At 73.6% G+C, this 24,968-nt stretch carries 2 protein-coding genes; both read left to right on the top strand.

From position 1 onward, the window contains the following. Window positions 1-33 precede the first annotated feature (33 nt). The gene (locus LIV37_RS05810) at window positions 34-12,270 is read left to right on the top strand and encodes a type I polyketide synthase (protein WP_121825773.1); all 12,237 of its coding nucleotides are present in this window, start codon (window positions 34-36) and stop codon (window positions 12,268-12,270) included. Between the two features lie 16 nt (window positions 12,271-12,286). Further along, window positions 12,287-24,943 (top strand): type I polyketide synthase, encoded by a 12,657-nt coding sequence (locus tag LIV37_RS05805; RefSeq protein ID WP_167525899.1) that lies wholly within the window; start codon window positions 12,287-12,289, stop codon window positions 24,941-24,943. Window positions 24,944-24,968 lie beyond the last annotated feature (25 nt).

The raw sequence follows: 24,968 nt of genomic DNA, 5'->3' as shown, positions 1-24,968 counted from the left end.
GCGCGCCCTTCGCTGAAGGCCGGGTGATCCTCCGTGACGCACGCTAATGAAGAGAAGCTGGTCGACTATCTGAGGCGAGTGGCAGGCGATCTGCACGAAACGCGTCAGCGGCTGCGCGAGCTGGAGGACCGCTCCCAGGAGCCGGTGGCCGTGGTCGGCATGGCCTGCCGCTACCCCGGCGGCGCCGACTCGCCCGAGGCGCTGTGGCGGCTCCTCGCCTCCGGCGCGCACGCCATGGGGGAGTTCCCCGACGACCGCGGCTGGGACCTGGAGGGGCTGTTCCACCCGGACCCGGACCACCCCGGCACCAGCCATGCGCGCGAGGGCGGCTTCCTCTACGACGCCGACCGCTTCGACCCCGAGTTCTTCGGGATCAGTCCGCGCGAGGCGCTGGTCATCGACCCGCAGCAGCGGCTGCTGCTGGAGGTGGCCTGGGAGCTCCTCGAACGCGCCGGAATCGACCCGGTCTCGCTGAAGGGCACCTCGACGGGCGTGTACGCCGGGACCGCCCTGCCCGGCTTCGGCACCCCGCACATCGAGAAGAGCGCCGAGGGCTATCTGGTGACGGGCAACGCGCCCAGTGTGCTCTCCGGCCGGGTGGCGTACACCCTCGGCCTGGAGGGGCCCGCCGTCACGGTGGACACGGCGTGCTCGTCCTCGCTGGTCTCGATGCACCTGGCCGGTCAGGCGCTGCGGCAGGGCGAGTGCACCCTGGCCCTGGCCGGCGGGGTGACGGTGATGGCCATCCCGAACGTCTTCACCGAGTTCTCCCGGCAGCGCGGACTGGCCCCCGACGGCCGGTGCAAGGCGTTCTCCGCCGACGCCGACGGCACCGCCTTCTCCGAGGGCGTCGGCCTGGTGCTGCTGGAGCGGCTGTCCGACGCCCGGCGCAACGGCCACCGGGTGCTGGCCGTGATCCGGGGTTCGGCCATCAACCAGGACGGCGCCTCCAACGGGCTGACCGCGCCCAACGGACCCTCCCAACAGCGCGTCATCCTCCAGGCGTTGGCGAACGCACGGCTGTCCCCGGCCGAGGTGGACGCGGTGGAGGCGCACGGCACCGGAACCCGCCTCGGCGATCCCATCGAGGCCCATGCGCTGCTCGCCACCTACGGACGGGACCGGACCGAGGACCGGCCGCTGTGGCTGGGGTCGGTCAAGTCCAATCTCGGACACACCCAGGGCGCCGCGGGCGTGGCCGGTGTCATCAAGATGATCATGGCGATGCGGCATGAGACGCTGCCCGCCACCTTGAACGTCGACGAGCCCACGCCCCACGTGGCATGGGACACCGGCGCCGTACGCCTGCTCACCGAAGCCGTCGGATGGCCGCGTGGCGAGCGGCCCCGCCGGGCCGCGGTGTCCTCCTTCGGCATCTCCGGGACCAACGCCCATCTGCTGCTCGAACAGCCCCCCGCCGACGAGCCCTTCACGCCGGACGGGACCCCCGAGCCGACCGCCACGGAGGCGGCGCCACTGGACCGCCGCGTGGTGCCCTGGGCGGTGTCCGCCCGTACCGGCCAGGCGTTACGGGACCAGGCCGAGGCGCTCGTCGACCACCTCACCGCCCACCCCGCACTGCCCGTGGCCGATGTGGGCTGGTCGCTGGCCCGGACCCGCTCGGCCTTCGAACACCGGGCCGTGGCCATCGGCGAGGACCGTGACGAACTGCTGGCAGCCGTACGGGCGTTGGCCGACGATCGGAGCCACCCCGGGCTCATCCGGGCCACTGCGGCGACCCGCTCCGGTGGCACCGCCTTCATGTTCACCGGGCAGGGCAGCCAGCGGCCCGGTATGGGCCGTGAGCTGTACCGGACGTTCGAGGTGTTCGCCGCCACTCTGGACGAGGTCTGCGCCCATCTCGATCCGTTGCCCGGCCGGCCGCTCCGCGAGATCCTGTTCGCGGCGGAGGACACCGACCAGGCGCGGGCCCTGCACGGCACCGGTGTGACCCAGGCGGCCCTCTTCGCGCTGGAGACGGCGCTCTTCCGGCTCGTGGAGTCGTTCGGACTCACCCCCTCGTTCCTGACCGGACACTCCGTCGGCGAACTGGTGGCGGCGCATGCGGCGGGCGTGCTGTCCCTGCCGGAGGCCTGTGAACTGGTGGCGGCTCGTGGCCGGTTGATGCAGGCGCTGCCCTCCGGCGGCGCGATGGCCGCCGTCGAAGCCACCGAGGAGCAGGTCCTCCCCCTGCTCGCGGGCCATGAGGACCGCGTGGCGCTCGCCGCGGTCAACGGCCCGACCTCGGTGGTCGTGTCCGGAGCCGCCGAAACCGTCGATGACATCGCCCGCACCCTGAAGGAGCGAGGGCACCGCACCAAGCGGCTCCGGGTCAGCCACGCCTTCCACTCGCCCCTCCTGGCCCCCATGCTCGACGACTTCCGCGAGGTGGCGCGGCGGCTCACCTACCACGCCCCGCGCATCCCGGTGATCTCCAACGTCACCGGTCGGCAGGCCGACCCCGAGCAGCTCCGCGACCCCGAGTACTGGGTGCGCCACGTGATCGAGCCCGTACGGTTCCACGACGGACTGCGCACCCTGCACCGCGAAGGCGTGACGCGCTACCTCGAACTCGGCCCGGACGCCGTCCTCACCACCATGGCCCAGGACGCCTTGGCCGTCGGCACCTCCGGCACCTCCGGCACCCCAGACGTCGCGCCCGTGTTCGCCACCGCCCTGCGCCCGGGCCGCGACGAGCCCCGTACGCTGCTGACCGCGCTCGCCATGACACACATCGACGGCGGCACGGTCGACTTCGCCGCCGCCGTCCCCGATGACGCGGGCCATGTGGACCTGCCCACCTACCGGTTCCAGCGGCAGCGGTACTGGCGGCCCGCCCCGGACGCCACCGCCGACGTACGCGCCGTCGGCCTCGGCGCCACCGGCCATCCCCTGCTCCAGGCCGCCGTGGAAACGCCCGACGGCGGGCTGCTGCTCACCGGACGGCTGTCCGCGCGCACCCACGCCTGGCTCGCCGACCACACCATCGCGGACAGCGTCCCCCTGCCCGGTACGGCCCTGCTGGAGCTGGCCCTCCTCGCCGCCGCGCACACCGGCTGCGAGCTGATCGACGACCTCACCCTGGAGAGCCCGCTGATCCTGCCCGCCTCCGGCGCGGTACGGATCCAGCTCGCCGTCACCCCGCCCGACGAGACCGGACGACGGACCGTCACCATCGCCTCGCGCCCCGCCGACGAGGGCGGCGACATCCTGGACGCCCCGGCCGCCTGGCGCCACCACGCCACCGGCCTGCTGTCCGACGCGGCCACGACACCGCCCGACGAGGAGCCGCCGGCCACGGCCTGGCCACCCGCCGGGGCCGTCCCGGTGGAGGTGGCGGACCTGTACGAGCGCCTGGCCGCGCAGGGGTACGCCTACGGGCCCGCCTTCCGCGGACTGCACACCGCATGGCGGCTCGGCGACGAGATGTTCGCCGAGGTACGTCTGGCCCCCGAACAGCGCGGCGAGGCCGACGGCTACGGGCTGCACCCCGCCCTGCTCGACAGCGCCCTGCACCCGGTGGAGGAACTCTTCGGCGGCCCAGGCGGCTCCAGTGACCCCGGCGGCTCCGGCGGCTCCGGCGGCTCCGGCGGCTCCGGCGGCTCCGGCGGCCCCGGCGGTTCCAGTCGCTCCGGCGGCTTGGGCCGCTCCGGCGGCGACCACGTACCGGACCGCGCCGAGGGGACCGTCCGGCTGCCGTTCTCCTTCGGGGGGGTGCGGCTCTTCGCCACCGGCACCACCCGGCTGCGCGTACGCATCACCGCCACCGCCCCGGACACCATCACCCTGAGGCTGACCGACGACCACGGCGCGCCCGTGGCCACCATCGGCGCCCTCGGTCTGCGTGAGGTCTCCGCGGACCGCTGGCGCTCGGCCCGCGCCGCCACGGCCGACGCCCCGCTGTACCGCCTGGACTGGCAGCCGTATCCGGTCTCCGCCGACACCGTCCAGCCCTCGGCGAGTTGGGCGCTCGTCGGATCCCAGGACCCGGACCCGGCCCTCCCGGCACACCCGGACCTGGCCGCCCTGCAGACCACCCTCGACGGCGGACAGCCCGCCCCCGACATCGTCATCCTCGAATGCCCCGGCGCGCCGGACACCTCATCACACCCCGACGAAACACCCGCCCGCGTACGCGCGGCGGTCCATCACGTCCTCGACGCGCTGCGCACCTGGCTGAAGGACGAGCGGTTCAGCGGGGCCCGGCTGGTCATCGCCACCCGTGGCGCCGTCGCCACCGGCCCCGGGGACGGGCCCGCCGACCTGGCCACCGCGCCCGTATGGGGCCTGGTCCGCGCCGCCCAGGCCGAACACCCCGAGCGCATCCTGCTGATCGACCTGGACGACGCCCCCGCCTCGCGCGATGCCCTGCGCACCGTCCTTCCGGCCGCCGTCGCCGGTGCCGAATCCGAGGTGGCGGTGCGGGCGGGAACGGCCCATGTGCCGCGTCTGGTCACCGTCCGCCCTGACCAAGACACCCCGCCCCGCACTCTCGACCCGGACGGCACCGCACTGATCACCGGTGGCACCGGAGCGCTCGGCAGGCTGGTCGCCCGCCATCTGGTCGCCGCACACGGCGTGCGCCATCTGCTGCTGGTCAGCCGGCGCGGTGGCATCACGGAGGACATCGACGCGTTCGCGGACGAACTGACCGCGCTGGGCGCGGCGGACGTACGCGTCGCCGCGTGCGACGCCGCTGACCCCGAGGCGCTGGCCGCCCTGCTCGCCTCGCTCCCCGAGGCCCATCCGCTGACGGCGGTCATCCACGCCGCGGGGGTGCTCGACGACGGTGTGGTCACCGCCATGACCCCCGGGCAACTCGACGCCGTCCTCGCGCCGAAGCTGGATGCCGCATGGCATCTGCACCGGCTGACCCGGGACATGGACCCGGCCGCGTTCGTGATGTTCTCCTCCGCCGCCTCCATCATGGGCAACGGCGGACAGGCCAACTACGCCGCGGCCAACATGTTCCTCAACGCCCTCGCCGAACACCGCCGCGCCGAGGGCCGGACGGCCCACACACTGGCCTGGGGGCTGCTGGCGTCCGCCGGTGGCATGACCGGCCACCTGGACGACGCGGACCTGGCCCGGATGGCCCGCTCCGGCATCGCCCCGGTCTCCAACGAGCAGGCGCTGGCGCTGCTCGACGCGGCACTCACCACCGGCCACCCCACGCTCGTCCCCGCGCGCTTCGACCTGGCGGCGCTGCGCACCCGGGCCGCCGCCGGGCCGCTTCCGCCCGTGCTGCGGCGGCTGGTGCAGGCCCCCACGCGGGCCGCCCGGAACACCGGTTCGGGCTCCTTGTCCGGGCGGCTCGCCGGGCTGTCCACCGAGGAGCAGGACCGGCTCATCGGAGAGCTGGTGCGCGATCAGGTGGCCACCGTGCTCGCCCATCCCGCACCGGAGGCCATCGACCTGGGCAGGGCCTTCCAGGACCTCGGCTTCGACTCGCTCACGGCACTCGACCTGCGCAACCGGCTCAACGCCGCCACCGGCACCCGGATCCCGGCCACCGTCATCTTCGACTATCCGACCCCCGACGCCCTGGTGCGCTTCCTGCGGGAGCGGCTGGTCGGCGCACCGGCCGGGACACCGCTCCCGACGACGCCGGCCGTCGTGGCCACGGACGACGACCCGATCGCCATCGTCGGCATGGCCTGCCACTATCCGGGCGGCGTCGGCTCCCCCGAGGAGCTGTGGCGGCTGATGGCCGAGGGCGTGGACGCGATCGGGGAGTTCCCAGCGGACCGCGGGTGGGACCTCGGGGGCCTCTTCGACCCCGACCCGGACCACACGGGCACCAGCTACGCACGCGAGGGCGGGTTCCTCTACGGGGCGCCGCGGTTCGACGCGGAGTTCTTCGGGATCTCACCCCGCGAGGCACTGGCCACCGACCCCCAGCAGCGGCTGCTGCTGGAGACCGCGTGGCAGGCGTTCGAGAGCGCGGGCATCGACCCGGTGAGCCTGCGCGGCAGCCGCAGCGCGGTGATCACGGGGGTGATGTACGACGACTACGGGAGCCGCTTCCTGGGCCGTACCCCCGAGGGCGTCGAGGGCCGGCTGATGACCGGCAGCACACCGAGCATCGCCTCCGGCCGGGTGGCGTTCACCTTCGGCCTGGAGGGGCCCGCGGTGACGGTGGACACGGCGTGTTCGTCGTCGCTGGTGGCGATGCATCTCGCGGCGCAGGCCCTGCGGCAGGGCGAGTGCACCCTGGCTCTGGCGGGTGGTGTCACGGTGATGGCCACACCGAACACCTTCGTGGAGTTCTCGCGGCAGCGCGGACTGGCCCCGGACGGCCGCTGCAAGCCGTTCGCCGCGGCCGCCGACGGCACCGGCTGGGGCGAGGGCATCGGGCTGCTCGTCCTGGAGCGGCTGTCGGAGGCGCGCCGCAACGGCCGTGAGGTGCTGGCGGTGATCCGTGGGTCGGCGGTCAACCAGGACGGCGCGTCCAACGGTCTGACCGCGCCGAACGGGCCCTCCCAGCAGCGGGTGATCCGCCAGGCCCTGGCCACCGCACGGCTCTCCCCGGCGGACGTCGACGTGGTCGAGGCCCACGGCACGGGCACCACGCTCGGCGACCCCATCGAGGCCCAGGCCCTGCTGGCCACGTACGGGCAGGAGCGGCCGGAGGGCCGTCCGCTGTGGCTCGGCTCCATCAAATCCAACATCGGTCATACACAGGCCGCCGCGGGCGTGGCGGGCGTGATCAAGATGGTGCTGGCGATGCGCCATGGCCTGCTGCCCGCCTCGCTGCACATCGATGAGCCGAGCCCGCATGTGGAGTGGGACGACGACGGAGTGCGGCTGCTGACCGAGGCGGTCGAGTGGCCGGCGGACGAGCGTCCGCGCCGAGCCGGTGTGTCCTCCTTCGGCATCAGCGGCACCAACGCCCATGTGATCCTGGAGCAGGCCCCCGACCAGGCCGAACGCGCCGAGCACGAGCCCGAGCCCGAGGGGCCCCGGGTGGTGCCCTGGGTGCTGTCCGCGCGGGGCCCGGACGCGCTGCGGGACCAGGCACGGGCACTGGCCGCGCGGCTCGCCACCGGCCCCACGGCCTCGACCGTCGAGGTGGGCTGGTCCCTCATCCGCTCCCGTACCCTGTTCGACCATCGCGCCGTGGTGGTCGGCGAGAGCCGCGCCGAACTGACGGCGGCCATCGAGGCGCTGGCGGCCGACGAGACACACCCGGGTGTGGTGCACACGGGCACGGCCGCCACCACGGGCGGCGCGGGCCCGGTACTGGTGTTCCCCGGGCAGGGTTCGCAGTGGATCGGGATGGGCGCCGGACTGCTGGACGCCGCACCGGTGTTCGCCGCCCGGGTGGCCGAATGCGAACGAGCGCTCGCGCCCCACGTCGACTGGTCGCTCACCGATGTGCTGCGCGGCGTGGACGGCGCGGGCGATCTGAGCCGGGTGGACGTGGTGCAGCCGGTCCTCTGGGCGGTGATGGTGTCCCTGGCCGCCGTATGGGCGGGCCACGGGGTGCGCCCCGCCGCCGTCGTGGGCCACAGCCAGGGCGAGATCGCCGCCGCCTGTGTGGCCGGGGCGCTGACCTTGGACGACGGCGCCCGGATCGTGGCCCTGCGCAGCCGGGCGCTGCGCCAACTGGCCGGTGGCGGGGCCATGGCCTCCCTCGGCGTGCGCCAGGAACAGGTCGCGGATCTGCTGTCCGGTCTCGGCGATCGCGCCACCGCCGTGGTCGTGGCCGCCGTGAACGGCCCCGCCTCCACGGTGGTGTCCGGCCCGCCGGAGCAGGTGGCCGCGGCCGTGGCCGCCTGCCGTGACACCGGGGAGCGGGCCCGGATGATCGAGGTGGACTACGCCTCGCACAGTCCCCAGGTCGATGAGATCGCCGCCGAACTCACCCAGCTGCTCAGGGGAGTTGAGCCGGTCGGGGCGCCCGCGTCCGGGGTGGTGTTCTACTCCACCGTGACGGGCGCCCGCGCCGACGGCTCCGTCCTGGACACGGCCTACTGGGTACGGAACCTGCGGGAGCGGGTACGGTTCGCCGAGGCGATCCAGGCGCCGCTGGCCGATGGCCACCGGGTGTTCATCGAGGCCAGTACCCACCCCGTCCTCACGGTGGGCATGCAGGAGAGCTTCGAGGAGGCGGGCCTCCCCGCCGCCACCGTCCCCACTCTGCGCCGGGACCACGGCGATCTCGCCCAGTTGGTGCGATCGCTGGCCCAGGCGTTCACCGCGGGGGTCGACGTCGACTGGACCACCCTGTTCCCCACCGACCCCGCGCCCCGCACCGTGCCGCTGCCCACCTACGCCTTCCAGCGCGAGCGCTACTGGCTCGAGGGCACCGCGGGCCGGGGCGGCGACCCCACCGACCTCGGCCTGGTCTCCGCCGAACACCCGCTGCTCGGCGCGGCCGTGGAGCTCGCCGACGGCAGTACCCATCTGCTCACCGGACGGCTGACGGCCGGTGTGGGCGAGGGCTGGCTCGGCGAACACGTGGTGGCGGGCGCCCGGCTGGTGCCGGGCGCGGCTCAGGTCGAATGGGCGCTGCGGGCCGCCGACGAGGCGGGCTGCGGCACGGTGGAGGAACTCGCCCTGCAAGTCCCGCTCGTCCTCCCCGACACCGGTGGGCTGCGCGTCCAGGTGGTGGTGGGCGAGACCGCCGACGACGGACGCCGCGACGTACGGGTGTACTCCCGGCCCGACCGCGACGCCGAAACGACCGAGGACCCGGTCTGGGTGTGCCATGCGGTCGGCGTACTCGGCCCCCAGGGCGAACCGGCACCCCGGCCCGCCGGGGCCTGGCCTCCGGAGAGCGCGGAAGCACTGGACACGGACGGCTTCTACGAGCGTGCCGAGGCCGCCGGATATGGATACGGCCCCGCGTTCCAGGGCGTCCGGAAGCTGTGGCGCGACGGCGCGGATGTGCTCGCCGAGGTGGCGCTGCCCGAAGCCGCGGGCGGCCAGGCCGGATTCGGCATCCACCCGGCGCTGCTGGACGCCGCGCTGCACCCGGCGTCCCTCCTCGACCGGACCGACCAACCCGACCATCCCGACCAACCCGAGGAGCAGCACGACGACGGCCAGGTGTGGCTGCCGTTCGCCTGGCACGGCGTGTCCCTGTGGGCCGCCGGAGCGACCACCGTACGCGTCCGGCTGTCCCCGCGTGAGCGGGGCGCGGACGGCGAACGGGCGCTGCGGATCGCCGTGGCCGACGCCGTGGGCGACCCGGTCCTGACGGTCGACTCGCTGGTGCTGCGCCCGGCCCGTATGGATCAGCTGCGGACCGCCGGACGAGGCGCCGTGGACGGGCTGTTCACCCTGGACTGGATCCCGCTCCCCGAGCCGGCACCCGGCGCGGACACGGGCCTGCCCCAACCGGTGGCCGGGGACGGCGGCTGGGTGGCGCTGGGCTCCGAGATCCTGGACTGGGCTCCCTCGGGCGTGGTCCGCCACCCGGACCTGGAGTCGCTGGTCGCGGCGATCGACGCCGGAACCCCCGTGCCCTCGGTGGCGCTGACCGCCGTAACGGCCTCGACGACGGCCGTGGACATCGGGGCCGCCGAGGCCGATGCCCTGGCGGTCGTACGGCGGACCCTGGAACTGCTGCGGGGCTGGCTGGCCGAACCCCGGCTGACCGACAGCCGCTTGGTGGTGGTGACACACGGCGCGGCCGCGGCCGGTGGCCCGGTGGCGGACGACCCCGGCTCCGGGGCCGTGGACACGGCCGGTGCCGCCGTATGGGGGCTGCTGCGCAGCGCACAGGCGGAGAATCCGGACCGGTTCATCCTGCTCGACCGCGATCCGCACGGCGCGCCCGACCCCGATGAGATCGGCGCGGCGGTGCTGGACGGTGTACTGAGGGCCGTCGCCCTGGACGAACCGCAGGTGGCGGTGGGCTCCGGCCGGGTGCGGGCACCCCGCCTGACGCGTGCGGGCGGCCCCGGCAGCGGTGGTCTGGTGGGCCCGGTGGCACAGTCCGCGTGGCGGCTCGCCGTGGCGGGCGCGTCCACCGTGGACCATGTGACGCCCGTGCCGTGTCCCGAGGTGCTGGAGCCACTGGGGCCGGGAGAGGTCCGGATCGCGGTGCACGTGGCGGGCATGAACTTCCGCGATGCGCTCATCGTCGTCGGGATGTACCCCGGGGGCGGGGTGTTCCGCGGCAGCGAGGGCGCCGGAGTGGTCGTGGACATCGGTCCGGAGGTGACCGGGCTCGCGGTGGGCGACCGGGTCATGGGCCTGTTCGAGGGCGCGTTCGGCCCCTGGGCGGTGGCGGACGCGCGCATGGTCGTGCCGATCCCCGACGGCTGGAGCTTCCGGAAGGCGGCCGCCGTACCGGTGGTGTTCCTCACCGCCTGGTACGGGCTGGTGGACCTGGCCGGGCTGCGCAACGGCGAAACGGTGCTGATCCACGCCGCCACCGGCGGCGTCGGCATGGCGGCGGTGCAGATCGCCCGCCACTTGGGGGCGGAGGTCTACGCGACGGCGAGCCCCGGCAAGCACGTTGTGCTGGAGGAGATGGGTATCGATGCGGCGCATCGGGCCTCGTCGCGCGATCTGGACTTCGAGGAGGTGTTCCGCGAGGCCACCGGCGGACGTGGCGTCGATGTGGTGCTCAACAGCCTCGCCGGGCCGTTCGTGGACGCGTCCCTGCGGCTGCTGGCCGAGGGTGGACGGCTCTCCGAGATGGGCAAGACCGACATCCGCGACCCGGAACGCCTCGCCGACGTGCGTACGGGCATCCGCTATCGCGCCTTCGACCTGGTCCCCGACGCCGGGCCGGACCGCGTCGGGGAGATGCTGCGCGAGTTGAGCGAGCTGTTCACCGCCGGAGTGCTGCGGCCCGCGCCCGTACGGCCCTGGCCGCTCAGCCGGGCACGGGACGCGCTACGGCAGCTGAGCCAGGCCAAGCACACCGGCAAGCTGGTGCTCGACGTACCCGCGGCGGTCGACCCGGACGGCACGGTCCTCATCACCGGTGGCACCGGCACTCTGGGCGCCTACATCGCAGAACACCTCGTCCGCGGCTGGGGGATCGGCCATCTGCTGCTGGTGAGCAGGCGCGGGCCGGACGCTCCGGGCGCCCGCGACCTGGCCGCCCGGCTGGAGGAGCTGGGCGCGCGGGTGCGCGTCGCGGCGGTGGATGTCACCGACGCCTCGGCGGTGGCGGAGCTGGTGGCGGGGGTCGCCCCGGAGCATCCGCTGACCGGAGTCATCCACGCCACCGGTGTGCTGGACGACGCCGTGGTGACCTCACAGACCCCCGAACGGCTGGCGCGGGTCTGGACGGCCAAGGCCACGGCCGCGGCCCATCTGCACACGGCGACGGCGCATCTGAGGCTCGGCATGTTCGTCCTCTTCTCCTCCGCCTCGGGCACACTCGGCAGCCCGGGACAGGGCAACTACGCCGCCGCCAACGCCTTTTGTGACGCGCTCGCCGCCCACCGCCGGGCCGTCGGACTGCCGGGCGTCTCGATCGCCTGGGGCCTGTGGGCAGACGCCAGCGGCATGACCGGACACCTCGCCGAGGCGGATCTGGCCCGGATGTCCCGTACCGGCGTGGCCGCCCTGAGCACCCGGCACGGTCTGGCCCTGCTCGACGCCGCCGTTCAGCACGGCGGTGCCCATCTGGTCGCCGCCCAGGTGGACCCCCGCACCCTCGCCGGACTCCCCGCCGACAGTCTGCCCGCCACGCTGCGCGCCCTGGCCGCCACCGGTGGCGGTGGCGGCGCGCGGCGCACCGCGGCGGCGGCCGGGGAGGGCCGACAGGTCGACTGGGGCGCCCGGCTCGCTGGCCTGTCCACGGCCGAACGCCACCGACTCGTCCTCAACCTGGTCCGTGGACACGCCGCCACGGTGCTCGGACACGCCGACGTGGACGCAGTGCAGGCCGAGGCCAGCTTCAAGGAGCTGGGCTTCGACTCCCTGACCGCAGTCGAACTGCGCAACCGCCTCGCCGCCGCCACCGGACTGCGTCTGCCCGCCGGAATGGTCTTCGACTACCCGGAAGCGGCCGTACTCGCCGACTACCTGCTGGAACGGCTGGCCTCCGGCGACGGGGCCACGCCGGGGCGGGACGCCGTCGACCCGGTCCTGGGCCAGCTGGCCAGGCTGGACACCACCCTGGCCACCCTCGACACGGACGACGAAGGCCGGCAGCGGATCGCCCAACGGCTGGGCGCCCTGCTGGCGAAGTGGAACGGCGGCGGGTCCGGCGACCCGGCCGCCACGACCGACTTCGACGCCCTCGAAGCCGCCTCGGACGACGAGATGTTCGAGCTCATTGACCGTGAACTGCCCTGATGGAGGCGCGGAACTGATGTCGGGAACCGAAGAGAAGCTCCGCCAGTACCTCAAGAAGGTCACGGCCGATCTGGGGCAGACGCGTCGGCGACTTCGCGAGATGGAGGAGCGTTCCCAGGAGCCGGTGGCCATCGTCAGCATGGCCTGCCGGTTTCCCGGCGGAATCACCTCGCCCGAAGACCTGTGGCAACTGGTCGCCTCGCGCGGGGACGCGATCGGCGAGTTTCCCACCGACCGCGGCTGGGACCTGAACGGGCTGTTCCACCCGGACCCCGACCACTCCGGCACCAGCTACGTCCGCCACGGCGGATTCCTGGACCGGGCCGACGGCTTCGACGCCACCTTCTTCGGCATCAGCCCGCGCGAGGCCCTGGCGGCCGAGCCCCAGCAGCGCCAACTACTGGAAGTCTCCTGGGAATTGATCGAACGCGCCGGAATCGACCCCGCTTCGTTGAAGGGCACCCCCACCGGGGTCTACGCGGGCGCCGGCATCCTCGGCTTCGGCACTCCGCAGATCGAAAAGAGCGCGGAAGGGTATCTGCTCACCGGAAACACCCTGAGCGTTGTCTCGGGCCGGGTGGCCTTCACCCTCGGCCTGGAGGGGCCCGCGGTGACGGTGGATACCGCGTGTTCATCGTCGCTGGTCGCGATGCATCTGGCCTGCCAGGCGCTGCGGCAGGGCGAGTGCACCCTGGCCCTGGCCGGTGGCGTGACCGTGATGACCACCCCGAACACCTTTGTGGAGTTCTCGCGCCAGCGCGGTCTCGCCCCCGACGGCCGCTGCAAGCCCTTCGCGGCCGCCGCGGACGGCACGGGCTTCTCGGAGGGCGTGGGACTCCTGCTGCTGGAACGGCTGTCCGACGCGCGGCGCAACGGCCACCAGGTGCTGGCGGTGCTCCGGGGCTCGGCCATCAACCAGGACGGCGCGTCGAACGGGCTCACCGCGCCGAACGGCCCCTCGCAGCGGCGGGTGATCCGCCAGGCGCTGATCAACGCACAGCTGTCGTCCGCCGAGGTGGACGCGGTGGAGGCCCATGGCACGGGCACCACGCTCGGCGACCCGATCGAGGCAGAGGCGCTGCTCGCCGCGTACGGGCAGGACCGGCCGGAGGACCGGCCACTGCTGTTGGGCTCGCTGAAGTCCAACATCGGCCATACGCAGGGCGCGGCGGGCGTGGCCGGTGTCATCAAGATGGTGCTGGCCCTCCGCCATCAACTGCTGCCCGCCACACTGCACGTCGATGAGCCCACCCCGCAGGCGGACTGGTCCGGAGGGGCGGTGCGGCTGCTCACGGACCCGGTGGAGTGGCCGAGGAACGAGCGGCCACGCCGGGCCGGGGTGTCCGCGTTCGGGATCAGCGGCACCAATGCGCATGTGATCGTGGAGCAGGCTCCTGAGGAGGATGTGCCGAAGGATCCGGCCTGCTCGGGGGTGGGCCCGGTTCCGTGGGTGCTCTCGGGGCGGAGTGTGGAGGCGTTGCGGGGGCAGGCTGGGGCGTTGGCTGAGTGGGCGGGGGATGTGTTCGAGCCTTCGTTGGTCGATGTGGGGTGGTCGTTGGTCACTGCGCGGTCGGTGTTTGAGCATCGGGCGGTGGTGGTGGGTGGCGACCGGGCCGGGTTGTTGGCGGGTATGGAGGCGTTGGCGGGGGGTGTCTCGCATCCGGGTGTGGTGGAGTCGGGTGCGTCGGTGCTGACGGGTGCTGTGGGTCCGGTGTTGGTGTTTCCGGGGCAGGGTTCGCAGTGGGTAGGGATGGGTGCGGAGCTGCTTGGGGTGTCCCCGGTGTTCGCGGCTCGGGTGGCGGAGTGCGAGCGGGTGCTGGCGTCGTATGTGGATTGGTCGCTCATGGATGTGTTGTGTGGGGTGGAGGGTGCGGCGGATCTGGGGCGGGTGGATGTGGTTCAGCCGGTGTTGTGGGCGGTGATGGTGTCGTTGGCGGCGGTGTGGGCCGGGTATGGCGTACGTCCTGCGGCGGTGGTGGGTCATAGCCAGGGTGAGATCGCGGCGGCTGTTGTCGCGGGGGCGCTGTCGCTGGAGGATGGCGCCAAGGTCGTGGCGTTGCGGAGCAAGGCGTTGCGGCGGCTGGCCGGGGGCGGGGCGATGGCGTCGCTCGGGGCGGGCCAGGAGCGGGCGGGGCAGCTGTTGTCCGACCTGGGGGACCAGGCCGCCGGAGTGGGTGTGGCAGCCGTCAATGGCCCCTCGTCCACGGTGGTTTCGGGTCCGCCGGGGCGGGTGGCCGCCGTCGTGGCCGCGTGTCAGGAGGTGGGGGAGCGGGCGCGGCTGATCGAGGTGGATTATGCCTCGCACGGCCCTCAGGTGGATGAGATCCGTGCGGAGTTGAATGAGGTTCTGGCGGGTGTCCGCCCGGTCGTCGGTGGCGCGGGTGGGGTGGCGTTCTATTCGACGGTGACCGGTGGCCGGGTCGATGCGGCTGGCCTGGACACGGACTACTGGGTGCGGAATCTGCGGGAGCGGGTGCGGTTCGCCGATGCCGTCGAGGCGTTGTTGGCCGATGGGCATCGGGTGTTCATCGAGGCCAGTACCCACCCCGTGCTGACCATCGGGATGCAGGAGACGTTCGAGCAGGCGGGTGTGGACGCGGTCGCCGTACCGACCCTGCGTCGCGACCACGGTGGTCAGGCTCAGCTCCTCCACTCCCTCGGCCAGGCGTTCATCGCCGGGGCCGAGGTGGATTGGAAGGCGGCGTTTCCGGCCGACCCCACCCCTCGTACCGTGGACCTGCCCACGTACGCCTTCCAGCACCAGCGTTACTGGATGAACGCCTCAGGTGCGACCGGTGACCCCAGCGGGCTCGGCCTGGTCGCCGCGAACCATCCGTTGCTGGGCGCCGCCGTGGAGCTGGCCGACGGCAGCACCCATCTGCTCACCGGGCGCATCGCGGCCGGTGGCGGTGATGGCTGGCTCGGCGAGCACATCGTGGCGGACGCCGTCCTGGCCCCGGGCGCGGCCCTGGTGGAGTGGGCGTTGCGAGCGGCCGACGAGGTCGGGTGCGGCGGGGTCGAGGAGCTGGCGCTGCAGGTCCCGTTGGTGCTGCCCGAGTCGGGCGGGCTGCGTGTCCAGGTGGTGTTGGGCGCGGCGGCGGCGGACGGGCGGCGCGATGTGCGGATCTACTCCCGTCCGGATGGCGAGGCCGACCCGGGCGCCGACGCGGGCTGGGTGTGTCACGCCGAGGGGGTGCTGAGTCCGGCGGAGGAAGGCGCGGACCAGACGGCCGAGGGGCTGGGCGGCACATGGCCTCCGGCGGGTGCGCAACCGGTTGATCTGGAGGGGTTCTACGAGCGCTCCGCGGCGGCGGGTTATGCGTACGGGCCGTCGTTCCAGGGGGTGCGCGCGGTGTGGCGGGACGGTGCGGACCTGCTGGCCGAGGTGGCGCTGCCCGAGGTGGCGGGCGACGCGGACGGGTTCGGCATCCACCCGGCGCTGCTCGACGCGGCCCTGCACCCGGCCCTCCTGCTCGACACCGGTCCTGACCAGGGGCGGGACGGCGGCCAGGTGTGGTTGCCGTTCGCCTGGAACGGGGTGTCGCTGTGGGCCGCCGGAGCCAGCACCGTACGCGTTCGGCTGTCCCCGTATCGGGACGGTGCCGAGGGCGAGCGCGCGGTGCGGCTGGTGGTGGCCGATGCCGTGGGCGACCCCGTTCTGACGGTCGACTCCCTGGTGACGCGGCAGGCTGCCGTGGAACAGTTGCGGGCTGGGGCAACGCGTGGTGTGGACGGTCTGTTCGTCCTGGACTGGACCCCACTGCCGCAGCCGACTCGGACCGATGAGCCCGTGGCCGGTCGCGACAGCTGGGCGGTGCTGGCGGCCGAGGGCGCTGGCCCGGATCTGGAGGCGTTGCTCGCGAGGCTTGATGACACGAAGCCGGTCCCGGCCGTGGTGCTCGCCGAGTTCCCGCGCCCGGATGCCGATGCCGATGCCGATGCCGTGGCCGACCTGGCCACCGCTGGCCTGGCGACGGTGCAACGGGCTCTGGCGCTGGTGCGGCAGTGGCTTGCCGAGCCCCGGCTTGCCGATGCCCGCTTGGTCATGGTGACGCGTGGCGCGGTCACTGTAGCCGACGCCGAGGGCGGTACGGATGTGGCCGCCGCCGCGCTCTGGGGGCTTCTGCGGAGCGCTCAGGCGGAGAACCCGGGGCGTTTCCTGCTGCTCGACCTCGACCTCGGCCTAGACCCGGTGGCCGATGCCAGCGCGGACAACGTACGGGACGTCGTCGCGCGAGCGGTGGACCTGGACGAACCGCAGTTGGCCGTGCGGGATGGGCAGGTGTGGGTGCCACGGCTGATCCGTGCCTCCGTCGACAGCGATCTGGAGGACCGGGACGCCCCGGTGGCGCTCGATCCCGACGGCACCGTGCTGGTGACGGGCGGCACCGGCACCCTCGGCGGCCTGGTGGCCGAACATCTGGTGCGCACCTGGCAGGTCGGCCATCTGCTCCTCGTGAGCCGTCGCGGGCCGGACGCCCCGGGAGCCGACGAGCTGGGAGCGCGGCTGGAGGAGTTGGGCGCGCGGGTGCGGATCGCCGCCGTGGACGTCACGGACGGGTCGGCGGTGGCCGAGCTCGTGGCGGGGATCGACGCCGACCATCCGCTGACCGGTGTCATCCATGCCACGGGGCTGCTCGACGACGCGGTGGTGACCTCCCAGACGCCCGAACGGCTTGCCAGGGTGTGGGCGGCCAAGGCGATGGGGGCGGCGCATCTGCACACCGCCACTGCCGGTCTTCCGCTGTCTCTGTTCGCGATGTTCTCGTCGGCCGCCGGTGTCCTGGGCAGCCCGGGCCAGTCCAACTACGCGGCGGCGAACGCCTTTTGTGACGCCCTCGCCGCCCACCGTCAGGCCCGTGGCCTCCCTGGATTGTCGGTGGCCTGGGGCCTGTGGGCCCAGTCGAGCGAGCTGACCGGAAACCTCGCCGCGACGGACCGGGCCCGGATGTCCCGATCGGGCATCACCGCGATGTCCAGCGAGAAGGCACTGGGTCTGCTCGATGCCGCCTGTGCGCAGGGCGGCTCCCTCTGTGTCGCCGCCGCCCTCGACACGGTCGGGGTGGGTCGTCAGGAGCTTCCGGCGGTGCTGCGAGGGTTGGTGTCCGGCCGGACCGCCCGTCGGATGGCGGCCGGTGGTCCGTCGGCCTCGGGGTTGGCGGCTGAGTTGGTGGGGTTGGATGCGGTTGGTCGGTTGGGTGTGGTGGTGGATGTGGTGCGGGGTGGTGTGGCGGTGGTGTTGGGGTTTGGTTCGTTGGGTGAGGTGCGGGTGGATGTGGCGTTCAAGGAGTTGGGTTTTGATTCGTTGACGGCGGTGGAGTTGCGTAATCGGTTGTCGGTGGTGACGGGGTTGCGGTTGCCGGCGACGTTGGTGTTCGACTATCCGACGCCTCGGGTGCTTGCGGAGTATCTGTGCACCCGGCTGACCGGCGAGACCGTCGGGACCGTCGGGACCCGTGCCCCCCTCGCCGCGAGGGCCGACGGGGACGAGCCGATCGCGATCGTCGCGATGACCTGCCGCTTCCCGGGCGGGGTCAGTTCCCCGGAGGAGCTCTGGGATCTGGTCGCCTCGGGCCGTGACGCCATCGGCGAGTTTCCGACCGGCCGGGGCTGGGACCTGGACGGGCTCTTCCACCCCGACCCCGATCACCCCGGCACCTCTTACGCGCGCAAAGGCGGGTTCCTGTACGACGCCGACGCGTTCGACGCGGCGTTCTTCGGGATCAATCCGAGGGAGGCGCTGGCGACGGATCCGCAGCAGCGGTTGCTGTTGGAGGCGTCGTGGGAGGTGCTGGAGCGGGCGGGGATCGACCCGGTGTCGTTGAAGGGCAGCCCGACCGGGGTCTACGCGGGCGTGATGTACCACGACTACGCCGCCGGGCTCAGCGGCGGTGACGCCCGGCTGGAGGGTTACGCCATGCTGGCCAGTTCGGGCAGTGTGGTCTCGGGTCGGGTGGCGTACACGCTGGGCTTCGAGGGTCCGGCGGTGACGGTGGACACCGCGTGTTCGTCGTCGCTGGTGGCGATGCATCTGGCGAGCCAGGCGCTGCGGCAGGGGGAGTGCACCCTGGCATTGGCCGGTGGGGTGACGGTGATGGCCACCCCGGATGTGTTCACCGGCTTCTCCCGCCAGCGCGGCCTGGCCCCCGACGGCCGCTGCAAGCCCTTCGCCGCCGCGGCCGATGGCACCGGTTGGAGTGAAGGCGTGGGCGTTCTGCTGCTGGAACGGCTGTCGGACGCTCGCCGCAACGGCCATGACGTCCTGGCTGTGATCCGTGGCTCCGCCGTCAATCAGGACGGCGCGTCCAACGGGCTCACCGCCCCCAACGGCCCCTCACAGCAGCGGGTGATCCGCCAGGCCCTGGCGAGCGGCGGTCTGTCGCCGTCCGACGTCGACGCGGTGGAGGCACACGGTACGGGTACGACGCTGGGGGATCCGATCGAGGCGCAGGCGCTGCTGGCCACCTACGGTCAGGATCGCGCCGCCGAGCGGCCGCTGCTGCTCGGCTCGATCAAGTCCAACATCGGCCACGCCCAGGCGGCGGCGGGTGTCGCGGGTGTCATCAAGATGGTGCAGGCGATCCGGCACGGAACGCTGCCCGCCTCCCTGCACATTGACGAACCCACTCCCCATGTGGACTGGGAGAGCGGTGCGGTGCGGCTGCTGACCGAGCCGGTGGAGTGGCCGAACGGTGAGCGGCCGCGCCGGGCCGGGGTGTCCTCGTTCGGCGCCTCCGGCACCAACGCCCATCTCCTTCTTGAGCAGGCCTCCGAGCCGGTCGAGCGCGCCACGACCGAGCCCGTGACCTCTCCCGACCACCTACGGCCCGTCCCGTGGCCGCTGTCCGCGCGGAGCGCGGAGGCGCTGCGTGGCCAGGCCGCCGCGCTGGCCGAACGGGTGGCCGGGCACCCGGAGATGTCGGTGGCCGATGTGGGCTGGTCGCTCGCGACCAGCCGGTCGCTCTTCGAGCACCGGGCGGTGGCGTTGGCCGATGACCGCGCCGAACTGGTGGCCGCCATGGAGGCGCTGGCCACCGGCGAACTCCATCCGGGTGTGGTGCTCCCCGGTAGTGGAGCGGCGGCGGGCAAGACCGTGTGGCTCTTCAGCGGTCAGGGCAGCCAACGCCAGGGGATGGGGGCCGGGCTGTACGACGGGTTCCCGGTGTTCGCCACCGCGTTCGACGAGGTCTGCGGGCTGCTCGACCCCCATCTGGAACATCCCCTCGGCGATGTGGTCTTCCACGGTGTGGCCGAGCGGCCGGGGCTGTTGGACCACACCACTTACGCCCAGGCGGGGCTGTTCGCGTTGCACATCGCCCTCGCGCGGCTGCTCGACTCGTTCGGCGTACGCCCCGACGCCGTCATCGGCCACTCCATCGGAGAGATCGCCGCAGCCCATGTCGCCGGGGTCTTCGACCTCCCCGACGCCTGCCGACTCGTGGCCGCCCGCGCCACACTCATGGGCCAACTCCCCAGCGGCGGAGGCATGGCCACCATCGCCGCAACGGCCGACGAACTCGCCGCGGATCTGGCGGCATACGACGGGCAAGTGAGCATCGCCGCCCTGAACACCCCCGGCAACACCGTGGTCTCCGGTCCGATCGAGCTGGTCGCCGACATCCGCGCCACCTGGGCGGCGAGGGGCCGCAAGACCAGGACGCTGACGGTCAGCCACGCCTTCCACTCCCCGCTGATGGACCCCATCCTGGAGCCGTTCGCGCAGTCCATCGGCGGCCTGGCCTTCCACCGGCCCACCCTTCCGGTGCTCAGCAACCTCACCGGTGAACCGGCCGACGAGGAGATGGCCACACCGGATTACTGGGTGCGGCACATCCGCCAACCCGTGCGATTCCATCCCGCGATCACCCATATCGCTCCCGAAACGGGCGTCTTCCTCGAACTCGGCCCCGACCCGGTCCTGGCCACCGCGACCCAGCACACCCTTCAGCACCTCGCCACCGACGAGGCGACGACGGACACCGACGAGGGCGGGAGCGAAGGCGTGGCCGGGCGGCCGAGCCCGCTGGTGGCGGCCACCCTGAGCCGTAAACGCCCCGATGCCCACGCACTCGGCCACGCCCTCGCCCAACTGCACACCAATGGCGCGGACGTCGACTGGGCCCACTGGTTCCCGGCCGATCCGGCGCCCCGGACGGTGGATCTGCCGACGTACGCCTTCCAGCGCGAGCGCTACTGGCTGGCGGCGGGCGGTGGCGTCGGGGACGTGGGGGCCGCCGGGCTACAGCGCGTTGAGCACGCACATCTGCCGGCGGCCGTCGGGCTCGCCGATGGCGGGCTGGTGCTGACCGGCCGGATCTCAGCCGGTGGCGCCGGTGGCCGGCTGGCCGAGCATGTGATGGCGGGTGCCGTACTGGTGCCGGGCGCGGCGCTGGTGGAGTGGGCACTGCGGGCGGCCGACGAGGCGGGTTGCGGCGGGGTGGAGGAGCTGGCGCTCCAGGTACCGCTCGTCCTGCCCGCGTCGGGTGGGCTGCGCGTTCAGGTGGTGGTCGGCGTGGCCACCGAGGACGGGCGGCGCGATGTGCGGGTGTACTCCCGGCCCGACCGCGATGTGGAGCCGGGCGCCGACCCGGGCTGGGTATGCCATGCCGAGGGCGTCCTGGGCCCGTCGTCGCCACAGAGCCCCGCGCGGGGCCCGGTGGACGAACCGGGTCCGGCGTGGCCTCCGGTGGGCGCGGAGCCCGTACGGCTGGACGGGTTCTACGAGCGCGCCGAGGCGTCCGGGTACGCGTACGGGCCGTCGTTCCGTGGACTGCGGGCGGTATGGCGGGACGGCGCCGATCTGTTCGCCGAAGTGGCGCTGCCCGAGGCCGCCGGAGACCCGGAGGGGTTCGGGATCCACCCGGCGCTGCTGGATGCCGCGCTGCATCCGGCGTTCCTCCTCGACCGGCCCGAGGAGGACCACGACGACGGCCGGGTGTGGCTGCCGTTCGCCTGGAACGGCGTATCGCTGTGGGCGGGCGGCGCCACGACCGTACGGGTCCGGCTCTCACCCCAGCGGCAGGAGTCGGGTGGCGCCGAGGGCGAGCGCGGGCTGCGGGTCGAGGCGGCCGACGCCGTCGGCGCTCCGGTGCTGACCGTCGACTCGCTGGTGATGCGACCGGCCGCCGTCGACCAACTGCGGGCCTCGGGTGGGCCGCGGGTGGACGGGCTGTTCACCTTGGAGTGGACGTCCCTGCCCGCTCCCGCACAGGACACCGATACCGAAGGCCAGGAGCCGGATCCGGCGGACGGCGGCGGTTGGGCGGTTCTGGGGCCGGACGAGTGCGGGCCGATCGCGCCGGGCGCGGTACACCATCCGCGTCTGGAGGCGTTGGTGTCCGCGCTCGACGGTGACGGCCCCGTTCCCTCGGTGGCCATCGCGTATCTGCTCGCCCTTGGCGACACGTCCGAGAGGCACATCGGCACAGACCTGGCGGCCGACGGTCTGGCGGCCTCGGAGTGGGTGCTGGAGCTCGTGCGGGGCTGGCTGGCCGAACCTCGGCTGGCCGACGCCCGGCTGGTGGTGGTCACGCGGGGGGCCGTCGCGATCGACGCCCCCGAGGCGGAGTCCCCCGGAGACGGCGGCGTGGACGTGGCCGGGGCCGCCGTGTGCGGGCTGGTGCGCAGTGCGCAGGCGGAGAATCCGGGGCGGTTCCTTCTGGTCGATCTCGACCCGCGCACCGAGCCGCTCGCGGAGGATGTGCGCGGCGCGGTGGCATGGGCGGCGCACCTGGACGAGCCGCAGGTCGCACTGCGGGCGGGGCGGCTTCGGGTGCCCCGGCTGATGCGCGCCGGTGGCATGAGCAGTGGCGGTGTGGCGGCACTGGTGGGACAGCCCGCATGGCGGCTGGAGCTGACCGGCGCGGCCACGGTGGAGAACGTGAAGCCGGTGCCGTGCCCGGAGGTGCTCGAGCCCCTCGGACCGCGGCAGGTGCGGGTGGCGGTGCACGCGGCCGGTATCAACTTCCGCGACGCACTCATCAGTCTGGGCATGGTCCCGGGCCAGACGGGGCTCGGTGGCGAGGGCGCCGGCGTGGTGCTGGGCCACGGCTCCGAGGTGACCGGGCTCGCGGTGGGCGACCGGGTCATGGGGGTCTTCGACCGCGCGTTCGGCCCGACGGCGGTGACCGACGGCCGCATGGTGGCGCCCATTCCCGTCGGGTGGACCTATCCGCAGGCGGCCTCGGTGCCGGTGGCATACCTGACCGCCTGGTACGGGCTCGTGGAGCTGGCCGGGCTCCGGGCCGGGGAGTCGGTCCTGATCCATGCCGCGACCGGCGGTGTGGGCACGGCGGCCGTACGGATCGCCCGCCATCTGGGGGCGGAGGTCTACGCGACGGCGAGCCCCGGCAAGCACGTTGTGCTGGAGGAGATGGGTATCGATGCGGCGCATCGGGCCTCGTCGCGCGATCTGGACTTCGAGGAGGTGTTCCGCGAGGCCACCGGCGGACGTGGCGTCGATGTGGTGCTCAACAGCCTCGCCGGGCCGTTCGTGGACGCGTCCTTGCGGCTGCTGGCCGAGGGCGGACGGCTGATGGAGATGGGCAAGACCGACCTCCGTGACCCAGAGCGCGTCGCGGAGGAGCACCCGGGGGTGACGTACCAGGTCTACGACCTGATCACCGGTGCCGGACCCGAACGCATCGGCCGGATGCTGGGCGAACTGGGCGAGCTGTTCACCACCGGAGCCGGCGAGTCCATCGGAGTCACCGAGGCCACCGGGGCCGCCGAGGCCACCGGGGCCGCCGAGGCCGCCGAGGCCGCCGAGGCCACCGGAGCCACCGGAGCCACCGGAGCCACCGGAGCCACCGGAGCCACCGGAGCCACCGGAGCCACCGGAGCCACCGGAGCCACCGGAGCCACCGGAGCTACCGGGTCCACCGGAGCCGCCGATGCTGCCGGGGCCGCCGATGCTGCCGGGGCCGCCGGGGCCGCCGATGCTGCCGGGGCCGCCGGGGCCACTGGAGCTACCGGGTCCACCGGAGCCGCCGGGGCCGCCGGGGCCGCCGGGGCCGCCGATGCTGCCGGGGCCGCCGATGCTGCCGGGGCCGCCGATGCTGCCGGGGCCGCCGGGGCCGCCGATGCTGCCGGGGCCGCCGGGGCCACTGGAGCTACCGGGTCCACCGGAGCCGCCGGGGCTACCGAAGCCACCGAAGTCACCGGGTCCACACGTGCGCCCGGGGCCACCCCACCCCTGTCGCCGCTGCCGGTTCGGACCTGGCCGCTGAGCCGGACACGTGAGGCGCTGCGCCACCTCAGCCAGGCCAAGCACACCGGCAAGCTGGTTCTGGACGTCCCCGCCCCGGTCGACCCGGACGGCACCGTCCTCATCACCGGTGGCACCGGCACACTGGGCGCGCTGGTCGCCGAACACCTCGTACGCGTATGGCGGATCGGGCATCTGCTGCTGGTGAGCCGCCGGGGCCCGGACGCGCCGGGCGCCCAGGATCTCGTCGCCCGGCTGACCGCCCTGGGCGCGCGAGTACGCATTGTCGCGGCCGATGTCACCGACGCGGCAGCCGTGGCCGATCTGGTGGCGGGGGTCGATCCCGCGCATCCGCTGACCGCGGTCGTCCATGCCGCGGGTGTGCTGGACGACGCCGTCGTCACCGCGCAGACTCCCGAGCGGCTGGCGCGGGTCTGGGCGGCGAAGGCCGCCGCCGCGGCGCATCTGCACACCGCGACGGCGCATCTGCGCCTGGGCGCGTTCGTGCTGTTCTCGTCGGCCGCCGGGGTCATGGGCAGCCCGGGACAGGCCAACTACGCGGCGGCCAACGCCTTCTGCGACGCGCTGGCGGCCCACCGCCAGGCGCTGGGCCTGCCGACGGTCTCGGTGGCGTGGGGCCTGTGGGCCGAGGCCAGTGAGATGACAGGCGGCCTCGCCGACGCGGACCTGGCCCGGATGTCCCGCTCGGGCGTCACCGCGATGGCCGCGGACCACGCCCTCCGGCTGCTCGACGCGGCGTGCGAGCACGGCGGCCACCAGCTGATCGCGGCGGATATGAACCCCCGCGTCCTCGCCGCCCAGCCCGCCGACAGCCTCCCCGCCACGCTCCGCGCCCTCGCCACCTCCGGTGCCGGTGCCGGAGGCACGGTGGCGCGGCGTACGGCGGCGGCAGCGGGCGCGCGGCCGGACGACTGGGCCGATCGGCTGGCGGGCCTGCCCGCCGCGGAACAGCGCCGCGCCGTCCTCCAGTTGGTCCGTGGCCATGTGGCCACCGTGCTCGGACACGTGGACGCCGAAGGGGTGCAGGCGGACACCAACTTCAAGGAGCTGGGCTTCGACTCGCTGACCGGCGTAGAACTGCGCAACCGGCTCACCGCCGCCACCGGTCTGCGCCTGCCCGCCGCCCTCGTCTTCGACTATCCGGACGCGGCGGTGCTCGCCGAATACCTGCTGGAGCGCATCGCCCCGGCGGTCGGCGCCAGACCGGGCCGGGGAGGCGCCGATCCGGTCCTCAACGAACTGGCCAGGCTCGAAGCCACCCTGATCGGTCTCGAGATGGAAGACGGCGATTCGGGGGCGGTCACGGCGCGGCTCGAAGGCCTGCTGGCCAAGTGGAAGGCGACACGAAAGTCGGCGGAGCAAGAGATGACCGCCGCGGAGAGGCTGGAGTCCGCGTCCGCGGCCCAGGTTCTCGACTTCATCGACAACGAACTGGGCGTGTCCTGAATGTGCCGGGCGCGACGACCGCCGA

The sequence above is a fragment of the Streptomyces rapamycinicus NRRL 5491 genome, from assembly GCF_024298965.1.
In the GTDB taxonomy this organism is placed as follows: Bacteria; Actinomycetota; Actinomycetes; order Streptomycetales; family Streptomycetaceae; genus Streptomyces; species Streptomyces rapamycinicus.
The sequence above is the reverse complement of the archived record's forward strand: the minus strand, read 5'-3'. Positions and strand labels throughout refer to the sequence as shown.